Origin of the sequence: Paraburkholderia sp. FT54 (assembly GCF_031585635.1) — a bacterium.
GTDB lineage: Bacteria > Pseudomonadota > Gammaproteobacteria > Burkholderiales > Burkholderiaceae > Paraburkholderia.
Map to the genome: position 1 here is coordinate 236,600 of NZ_CP134198.1, position 25,881 is coordinate 262,480.

A 25,881-nucleotide genomic window follows, 5' to 3' on the forward strand; every position below is an offset into this window, starting at 1 on the left:
CCGCTACCAAGGCAGGCTAAGGTGCCCTGGGAGATTGAGCTTGAAGGAGTGGTCCGCCGCGCCGGATCCGCGGCGGACCGTCAGAATAAGAAGGCGTGCCGCCAGCGCTCAGCCCACCTGTTCGCACTCGACCGTGCCATCTTTCGTTCGATACCCCGCCAGCCAATGCGACAGACGGTCGAACCACAGGTGCACCACCGGCGTCGTGAAGAGCGTCAGCATTTGCGAAACGATCAGGCCGCCGACAATCGCGATGCCGAGCGGAACACGCAATTCCGCGCCCGCACCAGACCCAAGCGCGAGCGGCAACGCGCCAAACAACGCGGCCAGCGTCGTCATCATGATCGGCCGGAAGCGCAGCACGCATGCCTGACGGATCGCTTCGCGCGGTGATAAGCCTTGTTCACGCTCGGCCACGAGTGCGAAATCGATCATCATGATGGCGTTTTTCTTCACGATACCGATCAGCAGGATAATACCGATCATCCCCATGATAGAGAGATCCTGCCCGCACAGCATCAACGCAAGCAATGCCCCGACTCCTGCTGAGGGCAGCGTCGAAATGATGGTAAGTGGGTGAATCGCGCTTTCGTACAGGATACCGAGAATCAGATACACCACGACGAGTGCCGCCGCGATCAGATACGGTTCGCTGGAAAGTGACGCCTGGAACGCCTGCGCCGTGCCCTGGAACGACCCCGTCAAACTGTCGGGTTTGCCTGCCGCGATTTCGACCTGGTGAATCGCCGTCACGGCATTGCCGAGCGATTGGCCCGGCGCCAGATTGAACGAGATGGTCACAGCGGGAAACAATCCCTGGTGATTCACCGCAATCGGCGACACGTTGTTTTCGATCTTCGCCAGCGTGTTGAGCGGCACCAGTTCATTCGTCAGCGGCGAACGCACGTAGAGGTGCGCGAGCGCGTCGGTGGTCAACTGAAAGCCCGGATCGACCTCCTCCACGACGTGGTATTGATTCAGCTGCGTGAACAGCGTTGCGATCTGCCGTTGGCCGAACGCGTCGTAGAGCGTGTCGTCGATGCCTTGTGCGGTGATGCCGAAGCGCGAGGCCGTGCTGCGATCAATCACGAGCGTCGCGCTGGTAGCGGCAGCTTGCTGGTCAGAGGTGACATCGGCGAGTTGCGGCAGCTTCGACAGCTTGTCGGTCAGCACGCCTGCCCAATGATTCAGTTCGTTGATATCAGGGTCTTGCAGCGTGTACTGATATTGAGCGGCACTGATTCGGCCGCCGACCTGAATATCCTGGCGAACCTGCATCGACAGCGAAATACCCATCACCTTCGCCAACTGCGGCTTCAGACGATTGAGCACCTGCGCTGCGCTATCCTTGCGTTGACCGAACGCCTTCAGGTTAATCATCACGCGACCCTGGCTCACGGTCGGATTCGCGCCCATCCAGTAGTAAACGTTATCGACTGCGGGATCGGCTTCGATGATATGGCCCAGTTGCTGCATTTTCGAAGACATCGCCCGTGGGGAGATATCCGGCGCGGCCTGCGCGACACCCATGATCAAACCGGAGTCCTCCTGCGGAAAGAAACCCTTCGGGATCACGACGAACAACGCCAGTGTCGCGACGATCGTTGCAATCGTCACGCCAAGCATCAGTTTCGGCCAATTCAGCACCCAATCGAGACCACGCTCGTAACGCCGCTCCACCGCAACAAAGCCTCTTTCGAGCCACGCTTCAAGCTTGCGCATTCGCCCTGCTTCATCCGGCTCCGGCAGGCGGATCAGCCAGCCGCATAGCATCGGCGTGGCAGTCAGCGAGACCAGCGCCGACATCAGGATCGCCGCGCTCACCGTCACCGCGAATTCGCGGAACAGGCGTCCGACAATGCCGCCCATCAGCAGGATCGGAATGAACACGGCGATCAGCGAGATCGTCATCGAGATAATAGTGAAGCGCACTTCCATCGCGCCGAGCAGCGCGGCTTTCATGCGCGGCACACCTTCCTCGACATGCCGCATCACGTTTTCGATCACCACAATCGCATCGTCCACTACGAAGCCCACCGCAATGGTCAGCCCCATCAGCGACAGATTGTCGAGGCTATAGCCGAGCAGATACATCACACCGAATGTCGCCACCAGCGACAAGGGAATCGTCAGGCTCGGAATGATCGTCGCCCACACGTTGCGCAAAAACGAGAAGATGACCATCACGACGAGCGCGACCGTCAGCATCAGCGTGAATTGCACGTCGTGGACCGACGCATTGATGGTCTGCGTACGATCGCCCACGACATGCAGATGCGCGGCGGCGGGCAGCGTCGCTTCCAGCGCAGGCAGCTTCGCCTTGATGTTGGCGATCGTCTGCACGACGTTGTAGCCAGGCTGCTTGTGAATATCGAGGATGATCGCGCGTTCGTGCTGAAGCCACGCGGCCTGCTGGTTATCTTCGGCGGCGTTCAGGACGGTGCCGAGATCGGATAGACGAATCGGCGCGCCGTTCTTGTACGCGACCACCAGATCGCGATACGCCGAGGCAGTCGTGATCTGATCGGTGGCATTGAAAATCACCGAACGGTCCGACCCGTTCAGGCTGCCCTTCGGCGCGTTCACGGTCTGCAAGCCGACGATCGAGCGCACGTCTTCCAGCGTGAGGCCGCGCGCGGTAAGCTTGTCGGGATCGAGCTGAATACGCACGGCAGGGCGCTGCTGGCCGTGGAAATCGACGAGACCCACGCCCGGCAACTGCGAAATCTGCTGCGCCAGATAGTCTTCGGCGTAGCTGTCGAGCTGGGTGAGCGTGAGCGACGGCGACGTCAGCGCGAGTGACAGCAGGGTGAAGTCGGCCGGGTTGACCTTTTCATAGGTCGGCGGGTTCGGCAGATTCTTCGGCAGGGTGCCACCGGCCGCGTTGATCGCCGTCTGCACGTCCTGCGCCGCGCCGTTGATATCGCGCGACAGATCGAACTGCACGGCGATGCTGGTGGTGCCCAGCGAGCTTGACGACGTCATCTGCGTGATGCCCGCAATCAGCGAGAGTTGCCGCTCGAGCGGCGTCGCTACCGACGTCGCCATGGTCTCCGCACTCGCGCCCGGCAATTTCGCTACAACTTGGATGGTCGGGAAATCGACTTGCGGCAAGGGCGCGACCGGCAGCAGAAAATACGCCACTGTGCCGGCCAGCAGCACCGCGATAGCAAGAAAACTGGTCGCAATGCGCCGCTTGATGAACCGTTCCATCAGGCTCATGACGGATTGTCCTGGTTAGTCTGGCTGCCTGTGGAGTTTGCGTTGGCCGGTGCCTCGGCCACCGTCGGCACCGTGGTCGCCGCCACACGCACGCCTGGGTTCAAACGGCTTTGTCCATCGAACACAATGAGGTCTGCGGACGCGACACCGCTGCGAATTTCCGTCATACCGTCGACCGTCACGCCGGTTTGGACCACACGCATCTGCGCCGTGCCCTTCGCGTCGATGACGTAAAGCTGCGTGCCTCTCTGCGTATTCACCACCGCACGGCTCGGCACGGCGAGCCGTTGCGTATCGGTGCGCAACAGCACGCGCGCATTCACCAGCTCGCCCGGCCACAGCTTGCGATCCTTGTTGGTGAACGAGGCCTTGAGTTTGATCTGACCGGTGGTCGGATCGACCGTACTGTCGATGAACACGAGCGTGCCGTCGGCCAGCGCCGTGCTGCCGGAACGCGTCGTGACGTTCACCGCCAAAGGCGCGGCCGCCTGATTCCCGAGCAGCTCGGGCAGCACGTCTTGCGGCACGGAGAACAGCACGGTGATCGGCTCCATCTGCGTGACGGTGACGATGCCGGTCGTGTCGGTGGGATGCACGATCGCGCCGATGTCGGCCTCACGCGCACCCACGCGGCCGGTGAACGGCGCACTCAGCGTGGTGAAGCTCAGTTGCAGGCGGTCGCTCTGCACCAGCGCAGCGTCTGCCGCGACCGTGGCGGCAAGTGCTTCGACTTGAGCCTTCGCGGTGTCCACGGCCTGGGTGGTCGCCGCACCGATGCCGACCAGCTTCGAGTAGCGCGCGAGATCGAGCCTCGCATTATCGAGCGACGCCTGGTCCTTGCGTTGCGCCGCTTCCGCTTGATGCAATTGCGCCGTAAGCGGGCCCTGGTCGAGTTGGGCGAGCAACTGCCCTGCCTTCACATCCTGCCCTTCAGTGAAGGCTACGCGCTGCAACTGGCCGTCCACACGCACCTTGACGTCCACGGTATTGAGCGCCAGGACCGTACCCACGGCGGCCACGCGAATCGGAAAGTCGCTTTTCACCGGATGGCCGGCATTGACCGGCACCGCAGCCGCTGGCTTCACGGCCGGATGCCTCGGCCATTGCCACGCGACAAGAATCACGACAAGGACAACGCACGCCACCACGAGCGGCGCGCGACGGCGCGCGCGAGGTGCCTCGTGGTTCGGAAGGTCTGCAGGTTTCATGAGCGGGAAAGCGTAGAAATGGAAGCGGTGCTGCTATCGGTCACGCCGAAGCCGCCGCCGAACGCGCGAAACAGGCTCACCGACGCCTGCAGGCGCGCGAGCCGTGCCTGCACCAGCGTGTCTTCGGACTGGTAAAGCGTGCGTTGGGCGTCGAGTACGGTCAGAAAGTCGACGGTGCCGAGCTCGTATTGGGCTTGCGCGAGCGTGGCGGCTTTGCGGGCGGCGTCGGCGGCGATCTGGTCGGCGGCCTCCGCGAGCTGCTGCTGTTGCGCCGCCGAGAGCGAATCCTCGACGTCCTGCAGCGCAGTCACGACGGCCTGCCGGTAATCGGCAACGCCCTTTGCTTCGGCGGCTTGGCTTGCGTGCAACTGGCCATGCAGCGCGCCGCCGTCGAACAACGGCGCGGCCAGCGACGCGGCGAGGCTCGCAAACGGGCTCGACAGGAAATGCGAAAGGGACTTGCTGCTGAACCCGCCGTCGGCGGTCAGCACGATGTTCGGCAGGAAGGCGGCGCGCGCCGCGCCGACGCTCTCATTGGCCGACTGCAACTGCGCTTCCTTCGAGCGGATATCGGGGCGCGTTTCCAGCAGGCTGGCCGGCAGATCCGGACGCGGTTGCGGAATGGCGATGCCGGCGAGCGCGGTTTCGTTGACCGTAAACTGCTCGGGCGCGGTGCCTACCAGCACGGCGAGCGCATGGATGTTGGTGTCCAGCTGCTGTTGCAACGCCGGCACCGCCGCCTGGAAGGTAGCGAGCGCATTGCGCTGCTGCTGCACCTGCAGCTCGGTCGCGACGCCCGCCTCCTGTTGCGCGAGCAACAACTGCAGAATGTGCGCGGCATCGTCGGAGATGGACCGTGCGATCGCCAGACGGCGGCGCAGGCTCTGCACCTGGAAATAGGTGTCCGCCACCGATGCAGTCAGCGTCAACGCCACCGTATCGCGATCGAACTCAGACGCGCGCGCGAGCAGGTCTGCCGCGCTGGCGTTGGCGGCGTCGAAGCCCCAGAAGTCGACTTCGTAACTGGCTTCGGCAAACAGGCTCTGGGTTTTGGTGGTCGAGCCGCGCCCCAGGTGAGCGCGGTCGAAGGTAGCGCCGACCGATAGCGACGGATACTGCGGCGCGCCGGCTTTCTCGGCGTTGCCGCGCGCCTGTTCGACGCTCGCAATCGCCGAAGCCAGCGTAAAGTTGTTGCGCAGACTGCGATCGATCAGCGCATCGAGAGCGTGGTCGTGATATTCGCGCCACCAGCCGCTTTTGACCGGAACGGTATCGGCAAGCGGCGCACTCGCCGAGCCGTCAAAGTGCTGCGCGAGCGGCGCACTGGGCCGCTGATAGGCCGGCACGAGCGAGCACCCGGCCAGAGCCACGACACCCAGCGCGCAGACTGTGCCGCAAACGGCAGCGCGGAGCGTCAGATGAGGCGCACGAGGACTGACGACGGGCGAGAACGGCGCCGAACGGGACAGCCCAGACATTGGAGAACGCTCCGGCAAGATGGGAATGTCGCCAGATTAGTCAGCGGGTCCTGTCGGCGCTTTCGCCCAATAATGAAAAAAATTTTATGCAGAGCAACATGCGGACGGAGCGGCCTGCGCGAGGCCGTCAACGTTGCCCAAAGGTGCCCGCACAGGTGCCTAATGTGCCGGGTTCAGCACATAACCCGCACCCACCACCGTATGAATCAGCGCTACGGGAAAATCGCGATCCACCTTCGCCCGCAGTCGATGCACGTGCAAATCGATGATATTGCCGCGCGGTTCGAAATCGTAGTTCCACGCCGCCTCGAGCAGCATGCTGCGCGTTACGACCTGGCCTTCGCGGCGCGCCAGGCATTCGAGCAACAGAAACTCGCGATGCTGAAGGCGCAGATCGCGGCCGCCGCGCGTCGCGGTTCGTGCCCGCGTGTCGAGCACCAGATCCGCGCATTCAAGCCGTTCGCTCATCCGGCTGCGATCCGCGCGCCGCGCGAGCGCCTCGATTCTCGCCAGCACTTCGACGAAGGCATACGGCTTCATGAGGTAATCGTCGCAACCGGCGCGGATGCCCTCCACGCGTTCGTTCAGCCCGCCAACCGCGGACAGCATCAGCACCGGCGTGGTATCGCCACCAGCGCGCAATTGCTGCACGAGGGCGATACCGTCGAGCGCCGGCAGGAGACGATCGGTCACGATCACGTCGTAAATGCCCTCGCGCGCATAGGCGAGCCCGGTCGCACCGTCGGCCACGGTGTCGACAATGAAGCCGCTCTCGCTCAAGCCGCGCGCCAGGAACTGGCTGGCGCGCGTATCGTCTTCGACCAGCAGGATTCGCATGCGCTAAACAGGTTGATAATGGCTTACATTAGAATTTTTTAATGTTGGTGCGAAACGCCTGTGCAGTTTCGCGCGGCATACTTTGGTGCATCGTAGGTACGAGCGTAGTGTATATGACCGGCTCGCACAGGCTCGCCGCCCGCTCACTTCTGGAAAAACGCATGTCGAACGTATTGGTCGTCGAAGACGACGGGCAAACCCTCGCGGAGATCGTTGAAGCGCTCACCGATCACGGCTGCAAGGTGCAAGCCGCGAGCACGGGCCGCGACGGTTTGATGCTCGCGGTCGCCAACAGTTACGACGCCATCGTGCTCGACCGCATGTTGCCAGGCGCCCTCGAAGGCCTCGGCATGCTGGCGGCGTTGCGCAGCGCCGGCGTGCTCACGCCGGTGTTGATTCTGAGCGCCCTGTCCGCGGTCGACGAGCGCGTACGCGGTTTGCGCGCCGGCGGCGACGATTATCTGACCAAGCCGTTCGAATTCATCGAACTGACCGCGCGGCTCGACGCGCTGATGCGACGGCGTGAAGCCGCGCCCGGTGTGCAGGAATACCAGGTCGGCCCGTTGCGTCTCGACCCGCTCAAGCGCGAAGTAAGCTGCGCAGGCCGTCCGGTGCCGCTCTTGCCGCGCGAATACCGGCTGCTTGAATACCTGATGCAGCATGAGGGCCAGGTGGTGAGCCGCACGATGCTGTTCGAAGCGGTATGGGATTACCGGCTGGACGAGCGAACCAATGTGATCGACGTGCACATCAGCCGCCTGAGAAAGAAGCTGGATCCGGACGGGACGGCTCCGATGATCGATACCGTGCGCGGTTCGGGGTACATGCTCCATGCGCCTGACTGAACTGCACCGCACCACCGGTTTTCGCCTCGCCACGCTGTTCCTGATGCTGTTCGGCGTCATCGCGATACTTTTATTCGGCTACCTGTATCGCGAGATCACCGGCTTCGAACAGGAGCGCATCGACGACTGGCTGATTCGCGAGCACGCACAGTTGCAACGCGAAGAGCCGGACGAACTGGTCGCGCGATTCGAACATCAAAACCAGTTCGATCCGCGCCGTCATCGTCCGTTCGGCCTGTTCGACGCTACCGGCAAACACCTTGCCGGCGGCTACGCGGGCGATCAGCCGGCTATCCCGGGCTTCGACAAACCGTTTTCCATGCCGCTCGCGACGCTGCCCGGCCACCCGCCCGGCCGATGCATCGCCGCGCGCGTGCCGGATAGTCGCATCGCGTTGCAATGCCAGAACACCCGAGAACTCGACCACTTCGACGAAGAACTGCTGCACGCACTGCTTTCCACCGCCACGATCACGCTCGTGATCGGCCTGGTCGGGGCGAGCCTGATCGGCATTTCGGCAATGCGGCGGCTCGACGCGGTGATCGCCTCAATCGAGGAAATCGTCGCCGGCAATCTCAGCAGGCGTTTGCCAGTGCATTCGAAACGCGACGACGTGGATCGCCTCGTCGTCGTCGTGAACGGCATGCTCGACGAAATCGAGCGGCTCATGAACGAAGTCAAGGGCGTCTGCGACGCGATTGCACACGATCTGCGCACACCGCTCACACGGATGCTCGGTGGACTCGAACGTGCGCAGCGCCGCGCCAAAACTGAAGCAGAGTATCGCGCGGCAATCGATGAAACCATCGTCGAAACCAGTGGGTTGCTGCGCACCTTCAACGCGCTGCTGCGCATTTCGGAAATCGAAAGCGGCGTGCGCCGCGCGGGATTCACAACGGTCGATCTGGCTGCCGTTGCCGATGATGTGTTCGAGTTCTACGATCCGACTGCCGAGGACAAGCAGATCGCTTTCGAACTGCAGCGAACGGTATCGGGGCCGCTCGACATCCAGGGTGATTCGAACCTGCTGTTCGAGGCGCTGGCGAATCTGGTGGAAAACGCCATCAAATTCGCCCCACATGGCGGCCATGTGCGGATCACCGTGTTCCGCGACAAGACCGGTGCGGGCGTCACCGTTTCGGACGACGGGCCGGGCATTGCGGCCGCCGAACAGCAAGCTGTGCTGCGGCGCTTTTATCGCGGTGAGGCGAGCCGTCACACGCCCGGCAGCGGGCTCGGCCTGAGCCTTGTGCTCGCAGTGGCTGGCATGCACGGCATGTCGATCCGTTTCAAGGACGCGATGCCCGGATGTGAAGTCCTGTTCTGTAAAACCGCTGAATAACGTCATATTTATCGTCGACGCACACGGCCTTTGTGGCTCTGGTGCAAATAGTTGGTCTAATCGAGATGCATCTTATAAACATGGATACCTTATCAATCGAGAAGGACAGCATTCCAGACGATAGGCGAGACGGTGTCCCTGAACCCGAGAGCGGAGAGGTCAAACTGGCCCTTGCGGATGCGATGCATTAACTCGATGCCTGAAATCGTGGGTCGTGGCATTCCTGAACCGGTTGAAACCGAGGACCTCAACGTCAGGTTGTGGATCAGACGGGATCTTCTACCGACGTTGCAGCGATTCTGACGCACCGCTGCATACAGACATTTCTGCAGCCGATCGTGCGCGTCAGCGATTGTGCGGTGGTTGGTTTCGAAGCCCTTTCCCGAGGTCCGAAGGGGTCACCTCTTGAACGCCCAGATAAGTTGTTTGATACGGCCTACGCCGCCGGGCGCACCGTGGATGCGGAATTGTTGTGTGCCGAACTGGCTCTTGAGCGCACTAAAGACAAACTACCGCCGGGCGCCTTCCTGACCATCAATTTGGGCCCTGATGCCTTGGCCCTTGCGGCGGACAGGCTGGCGTTAGCCGGTAGACCGGAAGTGATGGTCGAACTCACTGAGCACCTGCCCCTCAACCAAGCCCAGGGTTTGGTGGAAGTGGTCAATCGTTTGCGCACCTTGGGGATTCGGTTGGCTTTGGATGACACGGGATGCGGGTTCGCCGACTTCGACACCGTCCGCCTGTTGCGGCCGGACATCGTCAAACTTTGCATCACGGTGATACGCAACGCCGGCAAGGGCTCGCACTTTATGGCCGCGATTCGTGAGTCAGCAGAGCGGCTCTGCAAGCTGGGTTGCCGGGTGCTCGCCGAAGGCGTGGAAAGAGAAAATCAGCATGCCGCATTGCAGGGTTGCGGTATCGAACTTGCCCAAGGCTGGCTTTATGGCAAGCCGGAGGCCGTCGAGTCTGTCCTACGCTGAAGGTCTGATTGCGTGGCACCGCAAGACAATCTGGAATGGCCGCGAGAGCCGAAGGCCTGCCGGACGCCGGTATGAACGATTCGACGAAGATCCAGGATTCCTGTCCGCCTAACAACGCAACGGCAGGCAACAGTAGTACGGCTGCGGAACTTGATCGTCAAAGTTAATTGACGCTTGCACTGCAATACAAATAGATTATCAAAAAGGTTTTTCGTTGCTATTATTAGAACCCGAAAAAATAGACGGCGCGCCGCGCAGGGTTGGTTGACCAGCAACGGTCCACACATGTCAAGGCGACGTCAGCACACGGGCAACCCATGAACACAAACAAGACATTAAGCATTCGGGTGCGGTTGATCGCAGGGTTCGGCGTGGTTCTCATCGCGCTCGTCGCGCTGACGGTAATCGCGATCAGTCGGGTCGAGATGGTTCGCGCGCGGCTCGACGACATCATCGACGTAAATGGCGTAAAGGAACGTTACGCGATTAACTTTCGCGGAAGCGTTCACGACCGCTCCATCGCGGTGCGTGACGTGACGCTTGTATCCGCGGCGGAACTGCCTTCGGTCATCAATCACATTAATGTGCTCGCGAGCCAGTACGAGGAATCGGCTGGACCGCTCGCCAGGATCTATGCTGAACGTACCGACATCACCGCGGAGGAACGGGCGATCTATGCACGTGTCAACGCCGCGCGGGAGCAAAGCCTGCCGCTGATCCAGCAGTTGATCAGCTTGCAGCAAGCGGGCGACGTTGAGGGCGCACGCAAGATTTTGCTCGATGATGCGCGTCCCGCGCTTGTCGAATGGCTTGCTGGGATCAACGCGCTGATTGACTATCAGGAACACCTCGATCAGCAGGAAGGCGCCGAGGCGCGCAAGATCAGCACTGATTTTCGCTGGTTGATGAGCGTGCTGACGCTGCTCGCGTGCGGCGTTGGCATCGCCGTCGTCTACGCGACCGTGCGCAACATCACGCAGTCCCTCGGGGCCGAGCCCAGCGACGTGGTCGAGCTGGCCGAATCGATCCGCGCAGGCAACCTTGCGCGCGGGATCGAATTGCGGCCCGGCGATACGTCAAGCGTGATCGCAGCGATGGCGCGCATGCAGCAAAGGCTCGCCGAAATCGTCACGCAAATGCGCGACGCCGCTCAGGGCGTCGCGGCTGCCACGGAGCAAATCGCGCTGGGTAACGCCGACCTGAGTACGCGCACCGAGCGGCAGGCAGCTGCGCTCGAACAGGCGAGCGGCGCGCTCGAGGAGTTCGACTCCAGCGTGGCGGCCAATGCGCAAAGCGCGGGCAACGCCGACGAACTGGCAAAGCACGCTTCGGCTACCTCAGCACAGGGTGGCACCGTGGTTGGTCAGGTCGTGAACACGATGCGCGCGATCAGCGAATCGTCGAACCGCATCGAGGACATCATCTCCGTCATCGATTCGATCGCATTCCAGACTAATTTGCTTTCGTTGAATGCCGCAGTCGAAGCGGCGCGAGCCGGTGCCGGCGGTCGCGGCTTCGCGGTCGTCGCCAGCGAGGTGCGCATGCTCGCACAGCGCAGCGCAGCTGCCGCGAAGGAAATCAAGGAACTTATCGGCGCGAGCAGCGCGCGGATTAGCGAGGGGGAGCGGCAGGTCGATGCGGCAGGCACGACGATCTCCAACATCGTCGAAGCATCGCAGCGCGTCACGCACATCATGGAAGCGATGCACCAGGCTTGCCGTGCTCAGACGCAGCAGATCGGCGAAGTACGTGGCGTGATCGGGAACCTTGAGCAAAACACGCAGCAAAACGTGACGCTGGTGCAGCAGTCGGCCGCTGCGGCGCAGACGTTGAAGGAGCAAGCGCAGGGTTTGCTGGACTCGGCGCAGGTATTCACGCTCCCGTTTCAGACGCATTGAACGAGCCGGTCGCTGATATCTAACGGAGATGTTCCCTGCCGTCGTCATCAGCTGCGCGGTTCGGTGGTATTTCCGGTTTAGCCTGAGCCTGTGCGATATCGAGGAGTTGTTGCTCGAGCGTGGTGTCGTGGTCGCGGCACCGGGTTTGAACGCAGCACCCGCCGGAAGAAGCACTTTGCCGCGGCCTTATCGCGCCGCTTTTGCACCAGCACATCACCGCACTCGTCGGCCGCTCGCCACAACAGATACGGCTCGCCGCGCAGCGTCACGAACATCTCGTCCAGATGCCATATGCTGCCCGGCCTGGGTCGCGCCGCTTTGGCGGACCGGGCGAATTTAGCGCCAAATTTGTCGCAGCAACGGATCGTTTCGTACATGCCAGATCGTGACGGACCAGTTGCGCAGCTATCTATAAGGAGCTTCCGTTTCTTGCAAGCTGGGTTTAATACCGCATGCGTCGAATCCTGTGTTGTCAGCGCGTGCACGGAAGCATGAGGGCAGACGAGGCAGACTGCAAACCTATAAACGTACATGGACTCCCGCCTATGAGCAAGAGTGGTTTGCATTTTTTCGAAGGTCACGACTGCGTCCGTACATTCGGCTTTTGATGTGCTTGCTTTCGGCACTAGCCATCATGGATGTTTGCGCGCTTGCACCTCATCGGCCTGCTGGCTTCGTACTGCAGCCGCCGGATATATCAGGATCTGCAAGCGCCGGTCCGACCGGTTCGCCATGCTTGCCGCTTCTTGCGCAATCGCGGAAGAAATGAAAGTGATTGAGAAGTTACAGACTGCTACGCCATCTTAAAGCTATCATTGCTCGCCAATATCGCCCAAGCGATTCGCGCCGTCTTGTTCGCTAGGGCGATCGCCGCGACACTCACGTGACGGCGTTGCATCACAGCTTTGATCCAGCGGCTATGCCGATCGTCGTGGCGATGAACGAAGCGCATTACTGCGCGCGCCCTGCACAAGCAGGGTTCGCAGATAGGTATCACCGTGTTTTGTGATGCCACCCAACTTCGTCTTGCCACCGCTTGATCGTTGCTTCGGCGTCAGCCCTAGCCACGCTGCGAACTGTCGCCCGTTTTTGAACTGCAATGGATCCCCAACGCTGCTGAACAACGCGGTCGCCACGACTGGCCCGATGCCCGGAACCGTCGCAAGTCGCCGGCAACCTTCGTTGCGTTTAAATATTTCGGCAATCTCGGCGGCAAGTTCATCGACCCATTGCTGCAAGGCCGCCAACTGTTCGAGGTACATCGAACCCAGCCGCCGCAGCAGGGGCGTGATCCGGGCATCGGTATCGTTGACGAGCGCAACAATACCCTGCCTTAACAGGGGAAGACCCACCGGGAAGACAAACCCCTCCTCAGCAAACATGCTTCGAATCTGGTTCGATTTCGCTGTTCGCTCATGGATAAGCCGCTCGCGCATGCGATGAACGGACTGCAGCGACTGCTGTTCGGCGCTCTTGATCGGCACAGGGTGAATGTCGGGCCGGGAAACAGCAAAGCAGATGGCCGCCGCGTCATTTGCGTCATTCTTTCCGCCCACCAGAAATGGCTTCACATACTGCGTGGGCAACAAGCGTACCGTGTGACCTAGCGAGGTCAATTCACGCGCCCAGAAGTGCGAGCCGTGACAGGCCTCGATCCCAACCAGACCCGGCTCCAGCTTTGAGAAGAACGTCAATACTTCAGATCGGCGGAGCTTGCGCTGTATGACCGTTTTACCGCTGCGGTCAACGCCGTGAACCTGGAAGACGTGTTTCGCAATATCAAGACCGATGGTCAGCGCAGGCATGTCGAATCTCCCGAAAGTGGTTCGGAAAGTGTGCGCCCCGAAGGGGGCGGGAGTCCATGCCATCAGCCTGTTTGGGCGCTGTGATTGCTGCGCCCGGGCCCGGATAGTAACCGCACAGCGGGACTCCATTCCGGCGACGGCGAATACAAGAACTGTAGCGCCTGATAGCTGCTCGAGTTCGCCCGCTGTCGGTCTGACCTGTCGCTATCCCTGCGTGATTCGTGCTGCGCCTGGAAGTCAATTCATGGTGGCATTGCACTTTCTGTTCTGTAGTTCATGCGTGCGCCGCCATTGCATTGCGGGCGGGCGCATGGGATGGATCGAAGCGTTCGTCCCTGGCCAATACGGCCCAGAGGATGCGAGCGTGCTTGTTGGCAACCGCGACCAGCGTCTTATAGTAGCCAATACGCGCATGCAGCTGGACGATCCAGCGCGAGAGCCGGTCATCGCGTCAGTGCGCTGTGAGAATGGCCGATCGGGCGCCCTGGAACAGGAGCGTGCGCAGATAGTCGCTGCCCTGTTTGGTGATCCGGCCGAGCCGCTGTTTGCCGCCGCTGCTGTTCTGTTTGGGAACGAGGCCGATCCAGGCGGCCATCTGCCGGCCGTTTCTGAACTGACGGGCGTTGACCACGGTCGCTACGACGGCAGATGCGGTGATTCGGCCCACGCCACATATGGCCATACAGCGCTGCGTCTGTGGATCGTGACTGGCGTGTTCGGTGATCTGCCGGTCTAGCCAACCGATTTGCTCATCCAGCGCCTGCCATTGGGCCCAGCCATGCATCAGCGCCTGACGGGCCGGACCGGCGAGTTCGTTATTGCCATCCTCAACACGGTCAACGAAATGGCTTCGGAACCGACCGATGCCTTGCGGCAGGAAGACGCCGAACTCGGCTAGCAGGCCTCGCAAGCGATTCACGAGCGCCGTGCGTTCCTCCACGAAACCGGTGCGCATGCGGTGAAGGACCAGCACGCTTTGCTGCGCGGCTGACTTGACCGGCACGAAACGCATGTGTGGGCGGCTGGCTGCCTCGCAGATCGCTTCAGCATCGAGGGCGTCATTTTTGACGCCAGCGCCACCTTTGCGGTAAGGCACCGCAAATTGCGGGGGAATCAGCCGCGCGTCGTGCCCGACACCGCGGAGCTTGCGCGCCCAATAGTGCGCAGCGCTGCACGCCTCCATCGCCACCAGACAGGGGGCAAGGTTGGCAAACCAGCTCATGAAATTCTCACGCGCAATGGCCTTCCGTACCACAACATGTTCACCAGCATCGACCGCGTGGATCTGCATGACATTTTTGGCAAGATCAACACCAACACGGGTAATCGCGTTCATGACTTTCCCCTTCCACAGATGAGCAACGGCTATCATGATGGCACCAGGAGGCGCAGGCGCCACAGGGACGGGAGCTCCTTACCAATTCCGGCGGCAAAAGCGGTGATCCCGGAACTTGCGAACGTGAAGCACGTGTTCGTCAAAGCGGCCGCGCGACTGAACAACCGCGCAGAGAACAGCCACCAACCAACGCGCGAACGCGAGCGTCGCATGCGCGGCTTTCCCGATGCGCGTCGCACGCAGGCGTTTCTCTCATGCTTTGGCCCGATCCGGCAGCACTTCGCGCTGCCCAGACATCGGATGAACGCGGCATGTCATCGTGCCGTAGTCCAGGAACGCTTCGTCACATGGCGTGGTTGGACTGTAACTACCGCATCTCAGAAAGCTGTCTAATAAGGATAACTACGCTTTCGCCAAAAAGGTAGTCTACAGCCGTCAACTTTACAAAGCCGTCGCCATTGCTACAGCTCAGCGTCCCTGATGGATGCGGGGCGCAATGCTCCAACCAACCTCCTCGCCTCAAATTGCCATTTCGATCGTCAATCATTGGGCGGATTCATCCGGTCGTCGCAACACTAGATTGTTGAACAGATTTTAGATACTCGTCCAGAGCTTCGGCAGGTGTCTTCCAGCCAAGTGTTTTCCGGGGTCTGGTATTCAGTGCATTGGCAACGGCCTGGATCTCTCGAGCGCTCCACCTGGATAGGTCTGTGCCCTTTGGAAAGTATTGTCGCAGAAGGCCGTTCGTGTTCTCGTTCGTGCCGCGTTGCCATGGACTGTGCGGGTCGGCGAAGAATACCTTTACCCCGGACTCGACGGTGAAGCGGGCGTGATCGGATAGTTCCTTGCCACGATCCCAGGTCAATGACCGCCACAACTGGGCAGGCATGTCAGTCACGGTCTTCTTGAGCGCATTGGCCATCGTGACAGCTCCGTAGCCAGCCAGCGCGGGGCCGTTCTTCGTTCGGGGAGTCAACCCATAGCCTTTCTCCCGAGGCAGGTGCACGAGCATGGTGAAACGGCTTGATCTCTCCACCAGCGTCCCAATAGCAGATCGGTTCAGGCCGATGATCAGGTCACCCTCCCAATGCCCTGGCACGGCACGATCCTGCACTTCTGCAGGCCGGCTAGAGATCATCACATCCTCGCTAACGTGCGCCCAAGCCTTGGCTTGTGCCCTGGCTCTCGGTACGCGCAACGCCCGCCCTGTGCGAAGACAGCTGACCAGTTCGCGCTTGAGGGCACCTCGGCTCTGGATATAGAGAGCCTGGTAAATCGCTTCGTGAGAGATGCGCATAGATTCGTCATCCGGGAAGTCGAACTGCAGCCGTTTGGAAATCTGTTCGGGTGACCAGCCATTAGCCCATTTACGGTCACCGCGATGCGGCTTGTTTCTCCCTTTGAACGGCGCTTGCCGAGGCCCAGCAATCGCACGGCCATCCGCATCGCGAACCTTGCCCTCCAAACGGTCTTGCACGTAGTGGTGCAGCCGTGGGTTAGTCACCAGTTTCGACGGTTTGGGTCTTCTGGCAACCAGTTCGGCCTTCCACTGCGCAACCGAAGCCCGATAATCAAGCTGGCCGCTGCGAGTTGCAGCGTTACGTGTCAGTTCCCGGGAGACCGTTGACGGGCTGCGTCCGATACGGCGAGCGATCTCGCGTATTCCGACGCCCTGGAACGAAAGTAACCCTATCTCTTCTCGCTCCGCGAACGACAAGTACCTCCCGGATAAGGGGTTCGACATGAAAAGTGGCATGCCGACATTATGACGAAACCAGCGAGTACCTACCGCCTGCGACACGCCAACCGCCTCTGCAGCCTTCTCACTTGTAATGCCTGTCGCGATTTGCTCCCAAAATCGCCGCTCGATCTCTCGCCGATGCGACGGCGCACCTGGCGAGCGCATCGCTGCTCGCCCTGTCAACTTATACATCCACCCCGCTGGTCGTCCCATAAACACCTCCTCGATCAAAGGTGTTGCGACGACCGGTTGAATCCGCCTTGACTGCACCGGTCTCCCCAATCATCCGGTCGTCGCGGCGAAGTATCAGGTACAAGGCAACCAGCACTGGTGCGATCGTCAAACCAGCAAAGAGTATCGTGGCACGTTGAATACCCGCCAGTTGCACGGCAAAGCCAATGCCAATAACCGGCACTGAGATAGCGACATAGAGAGCCACAAAAAAGCTGGAAGTAACCTCGGCGCGCCTGTTAGCGGGACTCTTTGCCGTAATGTCCCCTAGCCCCGCACGAAAGCTGATTCCTTGACCCATTCCCGCAAGTACGGTGGCAATCAGTAGTACATCCAATGAGCCCTCCGGTACGCAAAGGGCAATGCAGGACAGTCCCGCAATCAGTCCACCGCAACCAGCCGGTTGCCGCCGTGGGGCCGGAATCTTTGTCTGTACCCGTTGTCCGAATGCCGAAGACAGGAACAACAGGAAAATAATCGCGCCCACGGTGATACCACTACGATAGCCTAATACACTCCAAATCAAGCGGGGAGCAACCGCCGCAAAGAAACCCACGACGACAAAGCCGGCACCCGCGGCCATCGCGGCGGGCACGAATGCGCCGCGTACCTCGCGAGGCAATGATATTGGTTGAAGTCGGAGCTTCGTCCGGACGAATGGTCGTGCTGTTTCCGGCAGGCGCCAGACAGCGGGTATCGCCGCGCAGACCAGGAGTAGATGCACCGCATAGGGAAGTCGCATCGGCCAGGGTAGTACTTCGACAAGCATCCCGCTCAAGATTGAGCCCAACCCCATTCCGAGCATGTTGGACGCGGTGGCCACGAACGCTGCCTGCCGAAGCCATGCCGGAGGTGCGAACTCAATCAGAGCAGCAGTAGCAGTTCCAGTAAAAATTCCGGTCGAAATACCAGAGAGTAACCGTCCCAGCATCAGCCCAAACAGGCTATGGCTAAACAGAAACGCTACCGCCGACGCAGCAGCAATATAGAGGCCGACCAGCAGCATGGGACGGCGTCCCAGTTGATCAGACCAGTTGCCGGCGACCACCAGCGCACCAAGCACACCCACTGCACCAAAGGCGTAGAGCTCCGTGATGGTTGTCGATGTCAGGTTGTATTGCAGCTGGTAGGACCGATAGATGGTCGTCGGCAACGTCGTTCCCATCATGTTGACCATGAACGCCAGGGCAACGACCACGAACGCTGTCGTCGACCGCAATCGGTCAACGCCTTCTTTCTTCGAGTTTTTCAACGATCTTTCCGAGACAGGTGACGATTGCGGGCAACGTGCTGAATTTCGAGGCGGAGTGCACGCCAACCTGCTTGTAGAGCGAGCTACCGGCGGTCCCCCGCGAGCTGGGCGGCCCCCGACTGGATCGTTTGTGGCCTTCGACTGGCGTGCTCCGTCCGATTGGTCAGATCACCGAGTGCCGCTGCGTGCCCAGGCCCGTTATCGTCATGTCAATGACGTCGCCCGCTGCCAGAAACCGTGGCGGCTTCATGCCAAGGCCGACGCCGGACGGCGTGCCTGTGATAATCAGATCGCCAGGCATCAGTGTCATAAATTGGCTGACGTAGCTCACGAGCGTACCTACATCGAATATCAGGTCTGACGTGTCGCCTTGCTGCCGGATTTCACCATTTACCTTTAGAGAAAGCGTGAGTGCGTTCGGATCGACTTCGCTACCGGTCACAAGCCAGGGGCCGATCGGCGTAAAGGTGTCGAAACTCTTTCCCTTGCCCCATTGACCAGCGCGGTCGATCTGCCATGCACGCTCGGAGATGTCATTGACCATGCAATACGCGGCGATGTGGGCATACGCGCTGCTCTTGTCGACGCGCCTGGCAACGGAACCGATCACGACCCCTAGTTCTATTTCCCAATCGGTCTTTTCGGATCCCGGAGGCAATATCACCTCATCGTCTGGACCCGAAATCGACGAGGTCGATTTCTGGAAGACAACCGGTTCTGCGGGCACAGGAAGACCTGCTTCGTTGGCGTGCGCAAGATAGTTAAGGCCGATAGCGACAATCTGGCGCACAGCAGCCAAAGGGGCACCCAGGCGACCGGGTTTGTCGACCAAAGGCAGTTTCTTCGGGTCAAGGGCTTCGAGAAATCGCAGCCCCTCCGGCGACAAAACATCGTTGTCGATGTCGTGAACAATTGGGCGCAGTGCGCGCACATTACCCTCGAGGTCAAGAAGACCCGGCAATTCGTGCCCAGCCGGCCCGTAGCGCAAAAGTTTCATTGTCTATCCACTATTAAGGTAGGTTGCGATTCGCTGACAGGAGAGAATTTCTCACCGTGTCGGCAGCATATTTGAGCGTTAACCGTGCAGATGTAGCTAGACGACATACGCGTCATCAGGTCTCTTCCCTGGCAAAAAACCCAGCCCAATAATTAGTGAACCGCACCTTCAGCACCCTTGACACGCAACACGTTGTTGCCAATCGTCTTTCCGGCTCGCCAGTCTTCGAGAGTTTTGCGCGCGGTTAGGCGCTGCTCGCGCATAGTGGCGTCGGTGGACGGAAGGTTCGCCGTCAGCTCAAAGTGCATCTGGTTGGGATCGATCAAATAGAGTGAGTAACAGTATCCGTGGTCGATCACGAAGTGATCAATTCCCGCTGCTTTTACTCGTGTTTCCATTTCCTTGATAGCGTCCATGTCATCAACTTCACATGAAATATGGTGGTCGAACGGATCGGTCGGATCAATTCCTCCATTACCGATCTTGCTGGGCGCCTTTTGATCTGCAGGGAAGCAAAAGAAGGCGATGCAACTACCGTCAACGAGTTCAAAATACGCGTGGATATAGTTCGTGGGTTTTTCGTTTAACCCGTCCCACGTTTCAACAAATGCAGCGACCAAAGGCATGCCCAGGATGTCTTCATAAAAATGCCGGGTTGCCTCGATATCGTGGGTGCGGTAGGCGTGGTGGTGCAGCTTCAGAACTTTATTTGATTTGCCAACAACCTGATTTTCGGATCGGATAATCGTTGCCATGTCGTCCTCCAGATGATCTTCGCATGATCGAGACAGTTAAAACGTACCGCCATTGATACTGTACCGGACAGTACTATCTACAGCAAGACATCGATTGACCAACGCGGGTATTCCCTGGCCCCGCGGTTGACTGGCACCCACTCATGGTCCCCTAAATAACGCCGAATAAGCTACCTCCGAAAAGTGAAATCGACCTGTACAGTCGCGCGCCAGAACCGCAACCGCTCATGACGCTGAGAGAAGTTGTCACACATATTTATGTACCGTATAGTACGATTGTTACACGGTCAACTTCCTATAGCGACGTCCGATCGTCCCCAAGCGTTCATCCAGGGAGAATGAATGATTCACGAACTTCGTAGGTACCAAACGTTACCGGGCAACTTACCCGGTCTTCTTGAGCTCCTTGAAGCGAAGCTGCTACCGATTGCATGCAGATATGGAACGTTGCGTGGATGCTGGACGCCGGTGTCTGGCACCATGAATACAGTCATGTTCCTGTGGGAGTATGAAAGCATCGAAGAGCGGATCGCCAAGCGAGCTGCCCTCGCCCGCGATCCCGATTGGCTCGCTATTGCCGAGGAAGCAGCTGGGTATCTGATTGAACAACAGGGTGAATTTATTGCGCCCGTTCCTTTCCTGGCGGAGGCGCCATGCGCATCGCTCTGACGATCGACAATGGGCCCGAGAACACGGTAACGCCCCGTGTTCTTGAAGAATTGGACCGCCGGGGGATCAAGGCAACGTTCTTCGTAGTCGGCGAGCGACTCCTCACTCCAGAACATCGTGCACTTGCCCGTGCCGCTCGCGATGCAGGTCATCTGATCGGTAATCACACGTACACCCACGGGACGCCGTTTGGACTACTTAAAAATCCGCAAGATGCCATAGATGAAATTGCTCGGACCGCAGAGCTTCTGGGAGACTTGGCGGGAGACGAACTACTGTTTCGTCCCTCTACGCAGGGTGGGCCAATGGACGCGCGCACGTTTAATCCTGCCGCAGTGAAGTATCTGACCGAGGGTGGTTATACCTGTGTTCTTTGGAACAACTTACCCGAGGACTGGATCGATCCACAGGGTTGGCCCGAACGTGCGGCGCAAACCTGCAGATCGCTGGGAGATGAAACGAGCGTACTAGTGGTCCACGATATTCTGCCGGAGGCCATGCTCAAGCTTGGTAGTTTTCTTGACGAAATGCTCACGCGCGGCGCGACATTTGTGCAGGAGTTTCCGGATAGCTGCGTACCAATAAGGCGCGGGCAGCCGACCGCTCTTCTCGATGAGATCAGCGCCCGGCCCCTCTAGGGCATCGGCTGAACTCTTAAGCAGGGCTTGACTGAGCAGCGCCACCGAGCCAGGTCAGATGTCGCTCGCGCACGCAGCGACATGTTACACTTCGCCTCGCCACAAGCCTCACGCGGTACGTGCGCGAGACCACTATGGTGACGCGCTCCGCACGAATCAATCCTCGTAAAGTCGTCCTGCCCGATGTCCCATTGCTGCAGCAAGAAGGAAAACTGGGCGCGATCGACGCATCTTATACAGTCAGTCGAACGGACATGCCAAAATCCGCAGGGCGAAATAGTCTGCCAGCGCCGTTACTGCCCGGTCAACGCGCAGTACAAAAGCGCCGTGACTTGCTAGCCATCGCTTCGGAGCTGTTTCTCGTGAAAGGTTATGACGGCGTCACCCTCGACGAGATTGTTGCAGCTGCCGGAGGGTCGAAGTCCACCATATATAAACACTTTCATGGAAAGGAAGGAGTTTTCGTTGCCGCAGTCGAGGCATTGTGCAGCGAAATACTGTCGAAGATATTCCTGTCAAAGCCATATGGAGGATCCTTGCGGGAAGCGCTTCGTGCGATCGGACTTGCGATTTACGACGGGGTATTGTCTCCAAGGGCCATCGAGCTGCAGCGCCTGGTTATTGCCGAGGCACATCGCTTCCCGGAAGTCAGCCGCATCTGGTACGAAAGTGGGCCGGCCAGTAGTTACCGCTGGCTCACCGCCTTTCTTGCAGAGCGCGAAAGGAACGGCGAGGTACGCATTTTTGACACTCGAATGGCCGCCGTACTCTTTCACGACATGTTGATCTACGAAATACATCAACAGGTGCTGCTTGGCCTCATCAAAAAGCCGGGCCGGGCAGCGCTAGAGGCCAGGATTGAAGGCACGATCCGCACTCTGCTTGAGGGCGGCATAGTTCGGTAAGCGCTACAACACCCAAGGCCCACCGATGCTTTCCGAAAGCGTTATGGCATCTCCAGGCTCCGCATTGCAGCTCAAGCATGAGCTGGCCCACGCCCGTGGCAATCTATCTTCGTATGCCTGATTTAAGCTACTGAACGAATCTCCAGCGTCGGGGCACGAGGTGCGCTTTCCCAAGCTCGAATGCATGGGCAGTCGAGCGCACGTTCGATGATTGATTTAGCCCGCGATTATCGCGTCGCGATCCCTGCCAAACAGGCGTCATATGCGGCCAGCCACGCCGGCAAGTCCGTTTTTGATGTCAAATTTCGTTAGCATTTGATTTTCGCAAACGTCGTCGGATACTCGGTTGCTCGCATTCAGACCGGCTCGTCAATGCTTTGTGACTGGTCGCGGTGATTCGACAGAAAACTCTGGCTTCCGCAAAGACGCCCACCAGCAACTGATTGCCTTGATGAAAAAACTCTACGCCTACGAAAGTTTCGAGGTCTCCGTCGAGGTCAAACCGGTATGGCAATCCTCTGGAGGAACCAAACTGTCTGCGCCGCAGGGCTTTATTGCCATCGTGCAGATCAAGGTGGCGGGCGCAATATTCCCTATGGTTGCGCCGATACGCCTCGCAGCCGCTGACCGGCATCCTTTCGCGACGGAGGCCGAGGCCCTAATGTCAGGATACAGCGCTGGACAGCGGATAGTAGATGACACGTTTTCCCTGTTTGAGCCGCTTGGAACTTGATCGGCCCTGGATTGCCAAAACGGCAGGTTGACGAGTCGCCGCGAGCGTTCCCCCGTATGAGGGGGACGAATTCCCAGGTCAGCCTCCATGAGGCCGGCCGGTAGCTCTGCTGAGGCGCCACTGGCTACCCTGCCGCAACGTTAAATTTCCCCGCACGGAAATCCGCGAAGGCTTGATCGAGTTCCGCCTGGGTATTCATGACGAACGGCCCGCGAGCGGCGATAGGCTCATCAATCGGATCGGCGTGTCCGAACAGAATGACGGCATTGTCATTTGCTTCCAGCTCGACCACGTCGCCGTCGTCGTGCAATTCCGCAAGATTGAACTGCGCGACTCGCTTCCCCTCGACGGAAATGCTGCCGCGAACGACGTACAGAAAGACACGCCGCCCCGCTACACCTGCGAATTTCACACGCCCCCCGGCTGCCAGCCGGACTACGGACATGAACGTGTTAGTCAGGGACTGGATGGGACCACGGAAGCCCGACCATTCGCCGGAAACCAGTTCAATCCGACCGGTGCCCTCCTGCGTGGGAATCGACGGAATTGCATCTTCTTGCACACCCACGTAACGGGGCGGCGTCATCTTCAGCGTGGCGGGAAGATTGAGCCACAGCTGAAGGATCTCCAGCTTGCCGCCTCGTTCCATGAACCGCTGCGGTGAAAGCTCGGCATGTACGAGACCGCTACCCGCGGTCATCCATTGCACGCCGCCCGCATCGATGATGCTTTCGTGGCCGCCAGTATCCGAATGCGCGAGACTGCCTTCCAGCACAAATGTCACCGTCTCGAAGCCGCGGTGCGGATGCGGACCAAACGGCAGGCCATCGTTACGAGGTGCGTAGACTTGCGGACCATGATGGTTAAGAAATAAGAACGGATTCAAATCCGGTAAGCCGGGACCGGGCAACGGACGTCGCGTCGTCAGATCCCGGATGTCTTCACGGTAGGCGAGATGGATCGCCTTGAGTGTGCGGTTTGCCATGATGTGCTTCCTTGCGGCGCGGCCGGCTGGCAGCCTGCTTCGCCTGTTGGTGACTCACTTGAAAGAGGGTGCCGATGGCGCCGAAAAAGAACCCAGGGGCAGCTCAAGCGCACCGGCATCATCGCGTGGTTGCCGGGGGTCAAAACGCCGTGTCCTCGGTATTAAGAGTCACGGTACTCACACTAAACGAGGCGGGATAACGTGCCTTCCGGCGTCCTCGTTTGCATGTGTCGCAACCGGAAAGACCCTTGAGCCGCACTGTCCACTCACCGGATCACTCGCTGCTTATCGGGCCTTGCCTGTGCCGATCTGGAATGAATCTTAGATGTAGGACGATTAGCCCGGTAGTACGCTATATTTGCCCTCAGCGTTCTATTTGGTGAACGGCGAGGCAATCAATGCACGATCTGAATGACCTGTTTTTCTACGTCCAGGTGGTGGACAACGGCGGCTTCGCGCCAGCGGGACGAAAACTGGGCATGCCGAAATCGAAACTGAGCCGGCGGATCGCTCTGCTGGAGGAACGCCTCGGTGTGCGGCTCATACAGCGCTCAACGAGGCACTTTGTGGTGACGGAGATCGGCCAGGACTACTATCGCCATTGCGTTGCGATGCTGGTCGAAGCCGAAGCAGCGGACGCCGCGGTCGAGCGCTCCCGCTCCGAGCCTCGCGGCATCGTGCGTCTGAGTTGCCCCACGGCACTGGCCGCGCTCGCGGTGGGAGAAATGGTCGCCCGGTTCATGATGCAAAATCCCCATGTTCAGGTCCACATGGAGGTCGCCAACCGGCGCGTCGACGTCGTCAGTGAAGGATTTGATATCGGGTTGCGGGTGCGCTTCCCGCCGCTCGAAGACGCCGATCTCGTGATGAAGGTACTCGGAGGCAGTACCCAGCGCCTGGTTGCACATCCCGCCTTGCTGGAAAGATATGCGCCCGATCCTTCGCCCGAGGAGCTGGGGCGTTTGCCGAGTCTGGATCTTGGGCCACCGATGCACGAACACCGTTGGACCCTTGACCGGGCTGACGGGAACCGGCTCGAAATCAACCATCAACCGCGGCTTGTCACGACCGATCTGGCCACCTTGCATCACGCCGCACTACTCGGTGTCGGCGTCGTGCAACTGCCAGAGATTCAGGTCAGGCAGGATCTGCTGCAGGGTCGTCTGGTGGAGGTGCTTCCCGGCTGGTTGCCGCGCAGCGGCATCATCCACGCGGTGTTCCCGTCCCGGCGCGGACTGCTGCCGGCCGTGCGCTATCTGCTTGACTTTCTTGCCACCGAGTTTGCTGCTCAAGCCGATGCCGAACGTGCCGCCCGGGAGGTGCAGATGCGCATGCACAAACGTAGCGCTTCCCGGCGCGCAAGGAAATCGGCGTAATCGCTGTCCCTTCGACAAGGGGTGGCCAGCTGACGAAAGATCGGGCAGGTCTGCTGGCGTTTTACGACTTCCCGCTGACTTTATGTTATTGCGGGAATGCTCGTCCCAGGTGCGGTGATCATCTTGCGCGTAGTCCGCCATTATTCAGGTTACCTGTTGCGGTCTTGACCCAACCCAGCATGAACGGGCGACGAAACCGCCGGTTTAATCCAATGCAGTTGATCAGTGCGATCCCACGCGGTGACAGGGCGGTCATTGGAATCGCCAGCAGGATAGGCATCGCGGCGAAAACCCCAATGGGCGTCACCGACAACGCCAGCACCGCGAGCGCCAGGATGAGTCCAGCATGGGGAATCAGCGCAAGTGCTGCTGCGCCAACAAGCGCGTAACAGGCCGAATGCCATCGACGTTCCTCGACGCGATCCGAATGCCGGGAGAGCAGCACCATGCCTATCGCGCCCGAGCCATAGGGAATGATTGAGCACAGTCCGATATGTGACGCGCTTCCTGCCCCCCGCCGCCCGAAGCATCACTGGCATCCAGAAAGCGACGGCGTAGAGGCCACAAACAATGGTGAACCACGCGAACGCGATCACATACACGTTGGGATCTCGCAGCGCTTCGCGGAAACCGCCCGCGGCGTGCGCG

The 25,881-nt window shown here is 59.9% G+C and carries 19 protein-coding genes and 5 pseudogenes; 11 read left to right on the forward strand and 13 right to left on the reverse strand.

The features are described from left to right. Positions 1-108: 108 nt before the first annotated feature. The 4 genes from RI103_RS38105 to RI103_RS38120 all read right to left on the reverse strand — a co-directional run bounded on the left by RI103_RS38105 (position 109) and on the right by RI103_RS38120 (position 6,745). Entirely contained in the window at positions 109-3,222 is a 3,114-nt protein-coding gene (locus tag RI103_RS38105) for an efflux RND transporter permease subunit (RefSeq protein ID WP_310819749.1), read from the reverse strand. Next, a complete protein-coding gene (locus tag RI103_RS38110) occupies positions 3,219-4,430 on the reverse strand; it encodes an efflux RND transporter periplasmic adaptor subunit (protein WP_310819750.1) in 1,212 nt (403 codons plus the stop codon). Before RI103_RS38110 ends, RI103_RS38105 begins: the two co-directional genes overlap by 4 nt. Next, the gene (locus RI103_RS38115) at positions 4,427-5,908 is read right to left on the reverse strand and encodes an efflux transporter outer membrane subunit (RefSeq protein WP_310819751.1); all 1,482 of its coding nucleotides are present in this window, start codon (positions 5,906-5,908) and stop codon (positions 4,427-4,429) included. Before RI103_RS38115 ends, RI103_RS38110 begins: the two co-directional genes overlap by 4 nt. A gap of 159 nt (positions 5,909-6,067) precedes the next feature. Beyond that, on the reverse strand, positions 6,068-6,745 hold the full coding sequence (locus tag RI103_RS38120) for a response regulator transcription factor (protein ID WP_310819752.1): 678 nt from the start codon (positions 6,743-6,745) through the stop codon (positions 6,068-6,070). Between the two features lie 161 nt (positions 6,746-6,906). On the opposite strand from RI103_RS38120, the gene RI103_RS38125 reads away from it, so the two are divergent. From RI103_RS38125 to RI103_RS38145, 5 genes and pseudogenes are all read left to right on the forward strand, one after another. Then, positions 6,907-7,590 (forward strand): response regulator transcription factor, encoded by a 684-nt coding sequence (locus RI103_RS38125; protein ID WP_310819753.1) that lies wholly within the window; start codon positions 6,907-6,909, stop codon positions 7,588-7,590. Further along, the gene (locus tag RI103_RS38130) at positions 7,577-8,932 is read left to right on the forward strand and encodes an ATP-binding protein (RefSeq protein ID WP_310819754.1); all 1,356 of its coding nucleotides are present in this window, start codon (positions 7,577-7,579) and stop codon (positions 8,930-8,932) included. Before RI103_RS38125 ends, RI103_RS38130 begins: the two co-directional genes overlap by 14 nt. A 260-nt stretch (positions 8,933-9,192) precedes the next feature. Next, positions 9,193-9,912, forward strand: a complete 720-nt coding sequence (locus tag RI103_RS38135) for an EAL domain-containing protein (RefSeq protein WP_310819755.1) — start codon at positions 9,193-9,195, stop codon at positions 9,910-9,912. A 317-nt stretch (positions 9,913-10,229) separates the two neighbouring features. Then, positions 10,230-11,810, forward strand: a complete 1,581-nt coding sequence (locus RI103_RS38140; protein ID WP_310819756.1) for a methyl-accepting chemotaxis protein — start codon at positions 10,230-10,232, stop codon at positions 11,808-11,810. 28 nt (positions 11,811-11,838) lie between these two features. Continuing rightward, positions 11,839-11,944, forward strand: a pseudogene (locus RI103_RS38145) (IS6 family transposase); the annotation flags it as partial. Here RI103_RS38145 and RI103_RS38150 read toward each other — a convergent pair. The 3 pseudogenes from RI103_RS38150 to RI103_RS38160 all read right to left on the reverse strand — a co-directional run. After that, positions 11,942-12,184, reverse strand: a pseudogene (locus RI103_RS38150) (DDE-type integrase/transposase/recombinase); the annotation flags it as partial. The pseudogenes RI103_RS38145 and RI103_RS38150 overlap by 3 nt on opposite strands. A 419-nt stretch (positions 12,185-12,603) precedes the next feature. Beyond that, positions 12,604-13,615, reverse strand: a pseudogene (locus tag RI103_RS38155) (IS110 family transposase). Between the two features lie 274 nt (positions 13,616-13,889). Further along, positions 13,890-14,951: pseudogene (locus tag RI103_RS38160) on the reverse strand (IS110 family transposase). An 87-nt stretch (positions 14,952-15,038) separates the two neighbouring features. Here RI103_RS38160 and RI103_RS38165 point away from each other — a divergent pair. Further along, positions 15,039-15,344: pseudogene (locus tag RI103_RS38165) on the forward strand (IS6 family transposase); the annotation flags it as partial. A 163-nt stretch (positions 15,345-15,507) separates the two neighbouring features. On the opposite strand, the gene RI103_RS38170 reads toward RI103_RS38165, so the two are convergent. The 4 genes from RI103_RS38170 to RI103_RS38185 all read right to left on the reverse strand — a co-directional run bounded on the left by RI103_RS38170 (position 15,508) and on the right by RI103_RS38185 (position 19,927). Next, positions 15,508-16,884 (reverse strand): IS30 family transposase, encoded by a 1,377-nt coding sequence (locus tag RI103_RS38170; protein WP_310819757.1) that lies wholly within the window; start codon positions 16,882-16,884, stop codon positions 15,508-15,510. Continuing rightward, positions 16,877-18,175 carry an MFS transporter gene (locus RI103_RS38175; protein WP_310819758.1) on the reverse strand — a complete coding sequence of 433 codons (1,299 nt, stop codon included), beginning with the start codon at positions 18,173-18,175 and terminating at the stop codon, positions 16,877-16,879. Before RI103_RS38175 ends, RI103_RS38170 begins: the two co-directional genes overlap by 8 nt. Positions 18,176-18,338: 163 nt before the next feature. Then, positions 18,339-19,172: a fumarylacetoacetate hydrolase family protein gene (locus RI103_RS38180; RefSeq protein ID WP_310819759.1), complete on the reverse strand. Its 834-nt coding sequence runs from the start codon at positions 19,170-19,172 to the stop codon at positions 18,339-18,341. 152 nt (positions 19,173-19,324) lie between these two features. After that, complete coding sequence (locus RI103_RS38185; protein WP_310819760.1) at positions 19,325-19,927, reverse strand: VOC family protein; 603 nt, start codon at positions 19,925-19,927, stop codon at positions 19,325-19,327. A gap of 342 nt (positions 19,928-20,269) precedes the next feature. On the opposite strand from RI103_RS38185, the gene RI103_RS38190 reads away from it, so the two are divergent. The 4 genes from RI103_RS38190 to RI103_RS38205 all read left to right on the forward strand — a co-directional run bounded on the left by RI103_RS38190 (position 20,270) and on the right by RI103_RS38205 (position 22,872). Next, positions 20,270-20,596 (forward strand): NIPSNAP family protein, encoded by a 327-nt coding sequence (locus RI103_RS38190; RefSeq protein ID WP_310819761.1) that lies wholly within the window; start codon positions 20,270-20,272, stop codon positions 20,594-20,596. After that, a complete protein-coding gene (locus tag RI103_RS38195; protein WP_310819403.1) occupies positions 20,581-21,234 on the forward strand; it encodes a polysaccharide deacetylase family protein in 654 nt (217 codons plus the stop codon). Before RI103_RS38190 ends, RI103_RS38195 begins: the two co-directional genes overlap by 16 nt. A gap of 134 nt (positions 21,235-21,368) precedes the next feature. After that, positions 21,369-22,139, forward strand: a complete 771-nt coding sequence (locus RI103_RS38200) for a TetR/AcrR family transcriptional regulator (RefSeq protein WP_310819404.1) — start codon at positions 21,369-21,371, stop codon at positions 22,137-22,139. A gap of 451 nt (positions 22,140-22,590) precedes the next feature. Continuing rightward, a complete protein-coding gene (locus tag RI103_RS38205; protein ID WP_310819405.1) occupies positions 22,591-22,872 on the forward strand; it encodes a hypothetical protein in 282 nt (93 codons plus the stop codon). Positions 22,873-22,996: 124 nt separating this feature from the next. On the opposite strand, the gene RI103_RS38210 is transcribed toward RI103_RS38205, so the two are convergent. Beyond that, on the reverse strand, positions 22,997-23,857 hold the full coding sequence (locus tag RI103_RS38210) for a pirin family protein (protein WP_310819406.1): 861 nt from the start codon (positions 23,855-23,857) through the stop codon (positions 22,997-22,999). A 398-nt stretch (positions 23,858-24,255) separates the two neighbouring features. Here RI103_RS38210 and RI103_RS38215 point away from each other — a divergent pair, with 398 nt between their 5' ends. Continuing rightward, complete coding sequence (locus tag RI103_RS38215) at positions 24,256-25,233, forward strand: LysR substrate-binding domain-containing protein (protein WP_310819407.1); 978 nt, start codon at positions 24,256-24,258, stop codon at positions 25,231-25,233. Positions 25,234-25,351: 118 nt separating this feature from the next. Here the strand turns inward: RI103_RS38215 and RI103_RS38220 are convergent, their stop codons facing one another. Continuing rightward, the gene (locus RI103_RS38220) at positions 25,352-25,681 is read right to left on the reverse strand and encodes a hypothetical protein (RefSeq protein WP_310819408.1); all 330 of its coding nucleotides are present in this window, start codon (positions 25,679-25,681) and stop codon (positions 25,352-25,354) included. Positions 25,682-25,881: the final 200 nt, after the last annotated feature.

Coding starts and splice junctions, on each gene's coding strand:
- RI103_RS38105 (WP_310819749.1), bottom strand. CDS start 3,222: ATGAGCCTGATGGAACGGTTCATCAAGCGGCGCATTGCGACCAGTTTT.
- RI103_RS38110 (WP_310819750.1), bottom strand. CDS start 4,430: ATGAAACCTGCAGACCTTCCGAACCACGAGGCACCTCGCGCGCGCCGT.
- RI103_RS38115 (WP_310819751.1), bottom strand. CDS start 5,908: ATGTCTGGGCTGTCCCGTTCGGCGCCGTTCTCGCCCGTCGTCAGTCCT.
- RI103_RS38120 (WP_310819752.1), bottom strand. CDS start 6,745: ATGCGAATCCTGCTGGTCGAAGACGATACGCGCGCCAGCCAGTTCCTG.
- RI103_RS38125 (WP_310819753.1), top strand. CDS start 6,907: ATGTCGAACGTATTGGTCGTCGAAGACGACGGGCAAACCCTCGCGGAG.
- RI103_RS38130 (WP_310819754.1), top strand. CDS start 7,577: ATGCGCCTGACTGAACTGCACCGCACCACCGGTTTTCGCCTCGCCACG.
- RI103_RS38140 (WP_310819756.1), top strand. CDS start 10,230: ATGAACACAAACAAGACATTAAGCATTCGGGTGCGGTTGATCGCAGGG.
- RI103_RS38170 (WP_310819757.1), bottom strand. CDS start 16,884: ATGTATAAGTTGACAGGGCGAGCAGCGATGCGCTCGCCAGGTGCGCCG.
- RI103_RS38180 (WP_310819759.1), bottom strand. CDS start 19,172: ATGAAACTTTTGCGCTACGGGCCGGCTGGGCACGAATTGCCGGGTCTT.
- RI103_RS38185 (WP_310819760.1), bottom strand. CDS start 19,927: ATGGCAACGATTATCCGATCCGAAAATCAGGTTGTTGGCAAATCAAAT.
- RI103_RS38190 (WP_310819761.1), top strand. CDS start 20,270: ATGATTCACGAACTTCGTAGGTACCAAACGTTACCGGGCAACTTACCC.
- RI103_RS38195 (WP_310819403.1), top strand. CDS start 20,581: ATGCGCATCGCTCTGACGATCGACAATGGGCCCGAGAACACGGTAACG.
- RI103_RS38200 (WP_310819404.1), top strand. CDS start 21,369: ATGGTGACGCGCTCCGCACGAATCAATCCTCGTAAAGTCGTCCTGCCC.
- RI103_RS38205 (WP_310819405.1), top strand. CDS start 22,591: ATGAAAAAACTCTACGCCTACGAAAGTTTCGAGGTCTCCGTCGAGGTC.
- RI103_RS38210 (WP_310819406.1), bottom strand. CDS start 23,857: ATGGCAAACCGCACACTCAAGGCGATCCATCTCGCCTACCGTGAAGAC.
- RI103_RS38215 (WP_310819407.1), top strand. CDS start 24,256: ATGCACGATCTGAATGACCTGTTTTTCTACGTCCAGGTGGTGGACAAC.
- RI103_RS38220 (WP_310819408.1), bottom strand. CDS start 25,681: ATGGTGCTGCTCTCCCGGCATTCGGATCGCGTCGAGGAACGTCGATGG.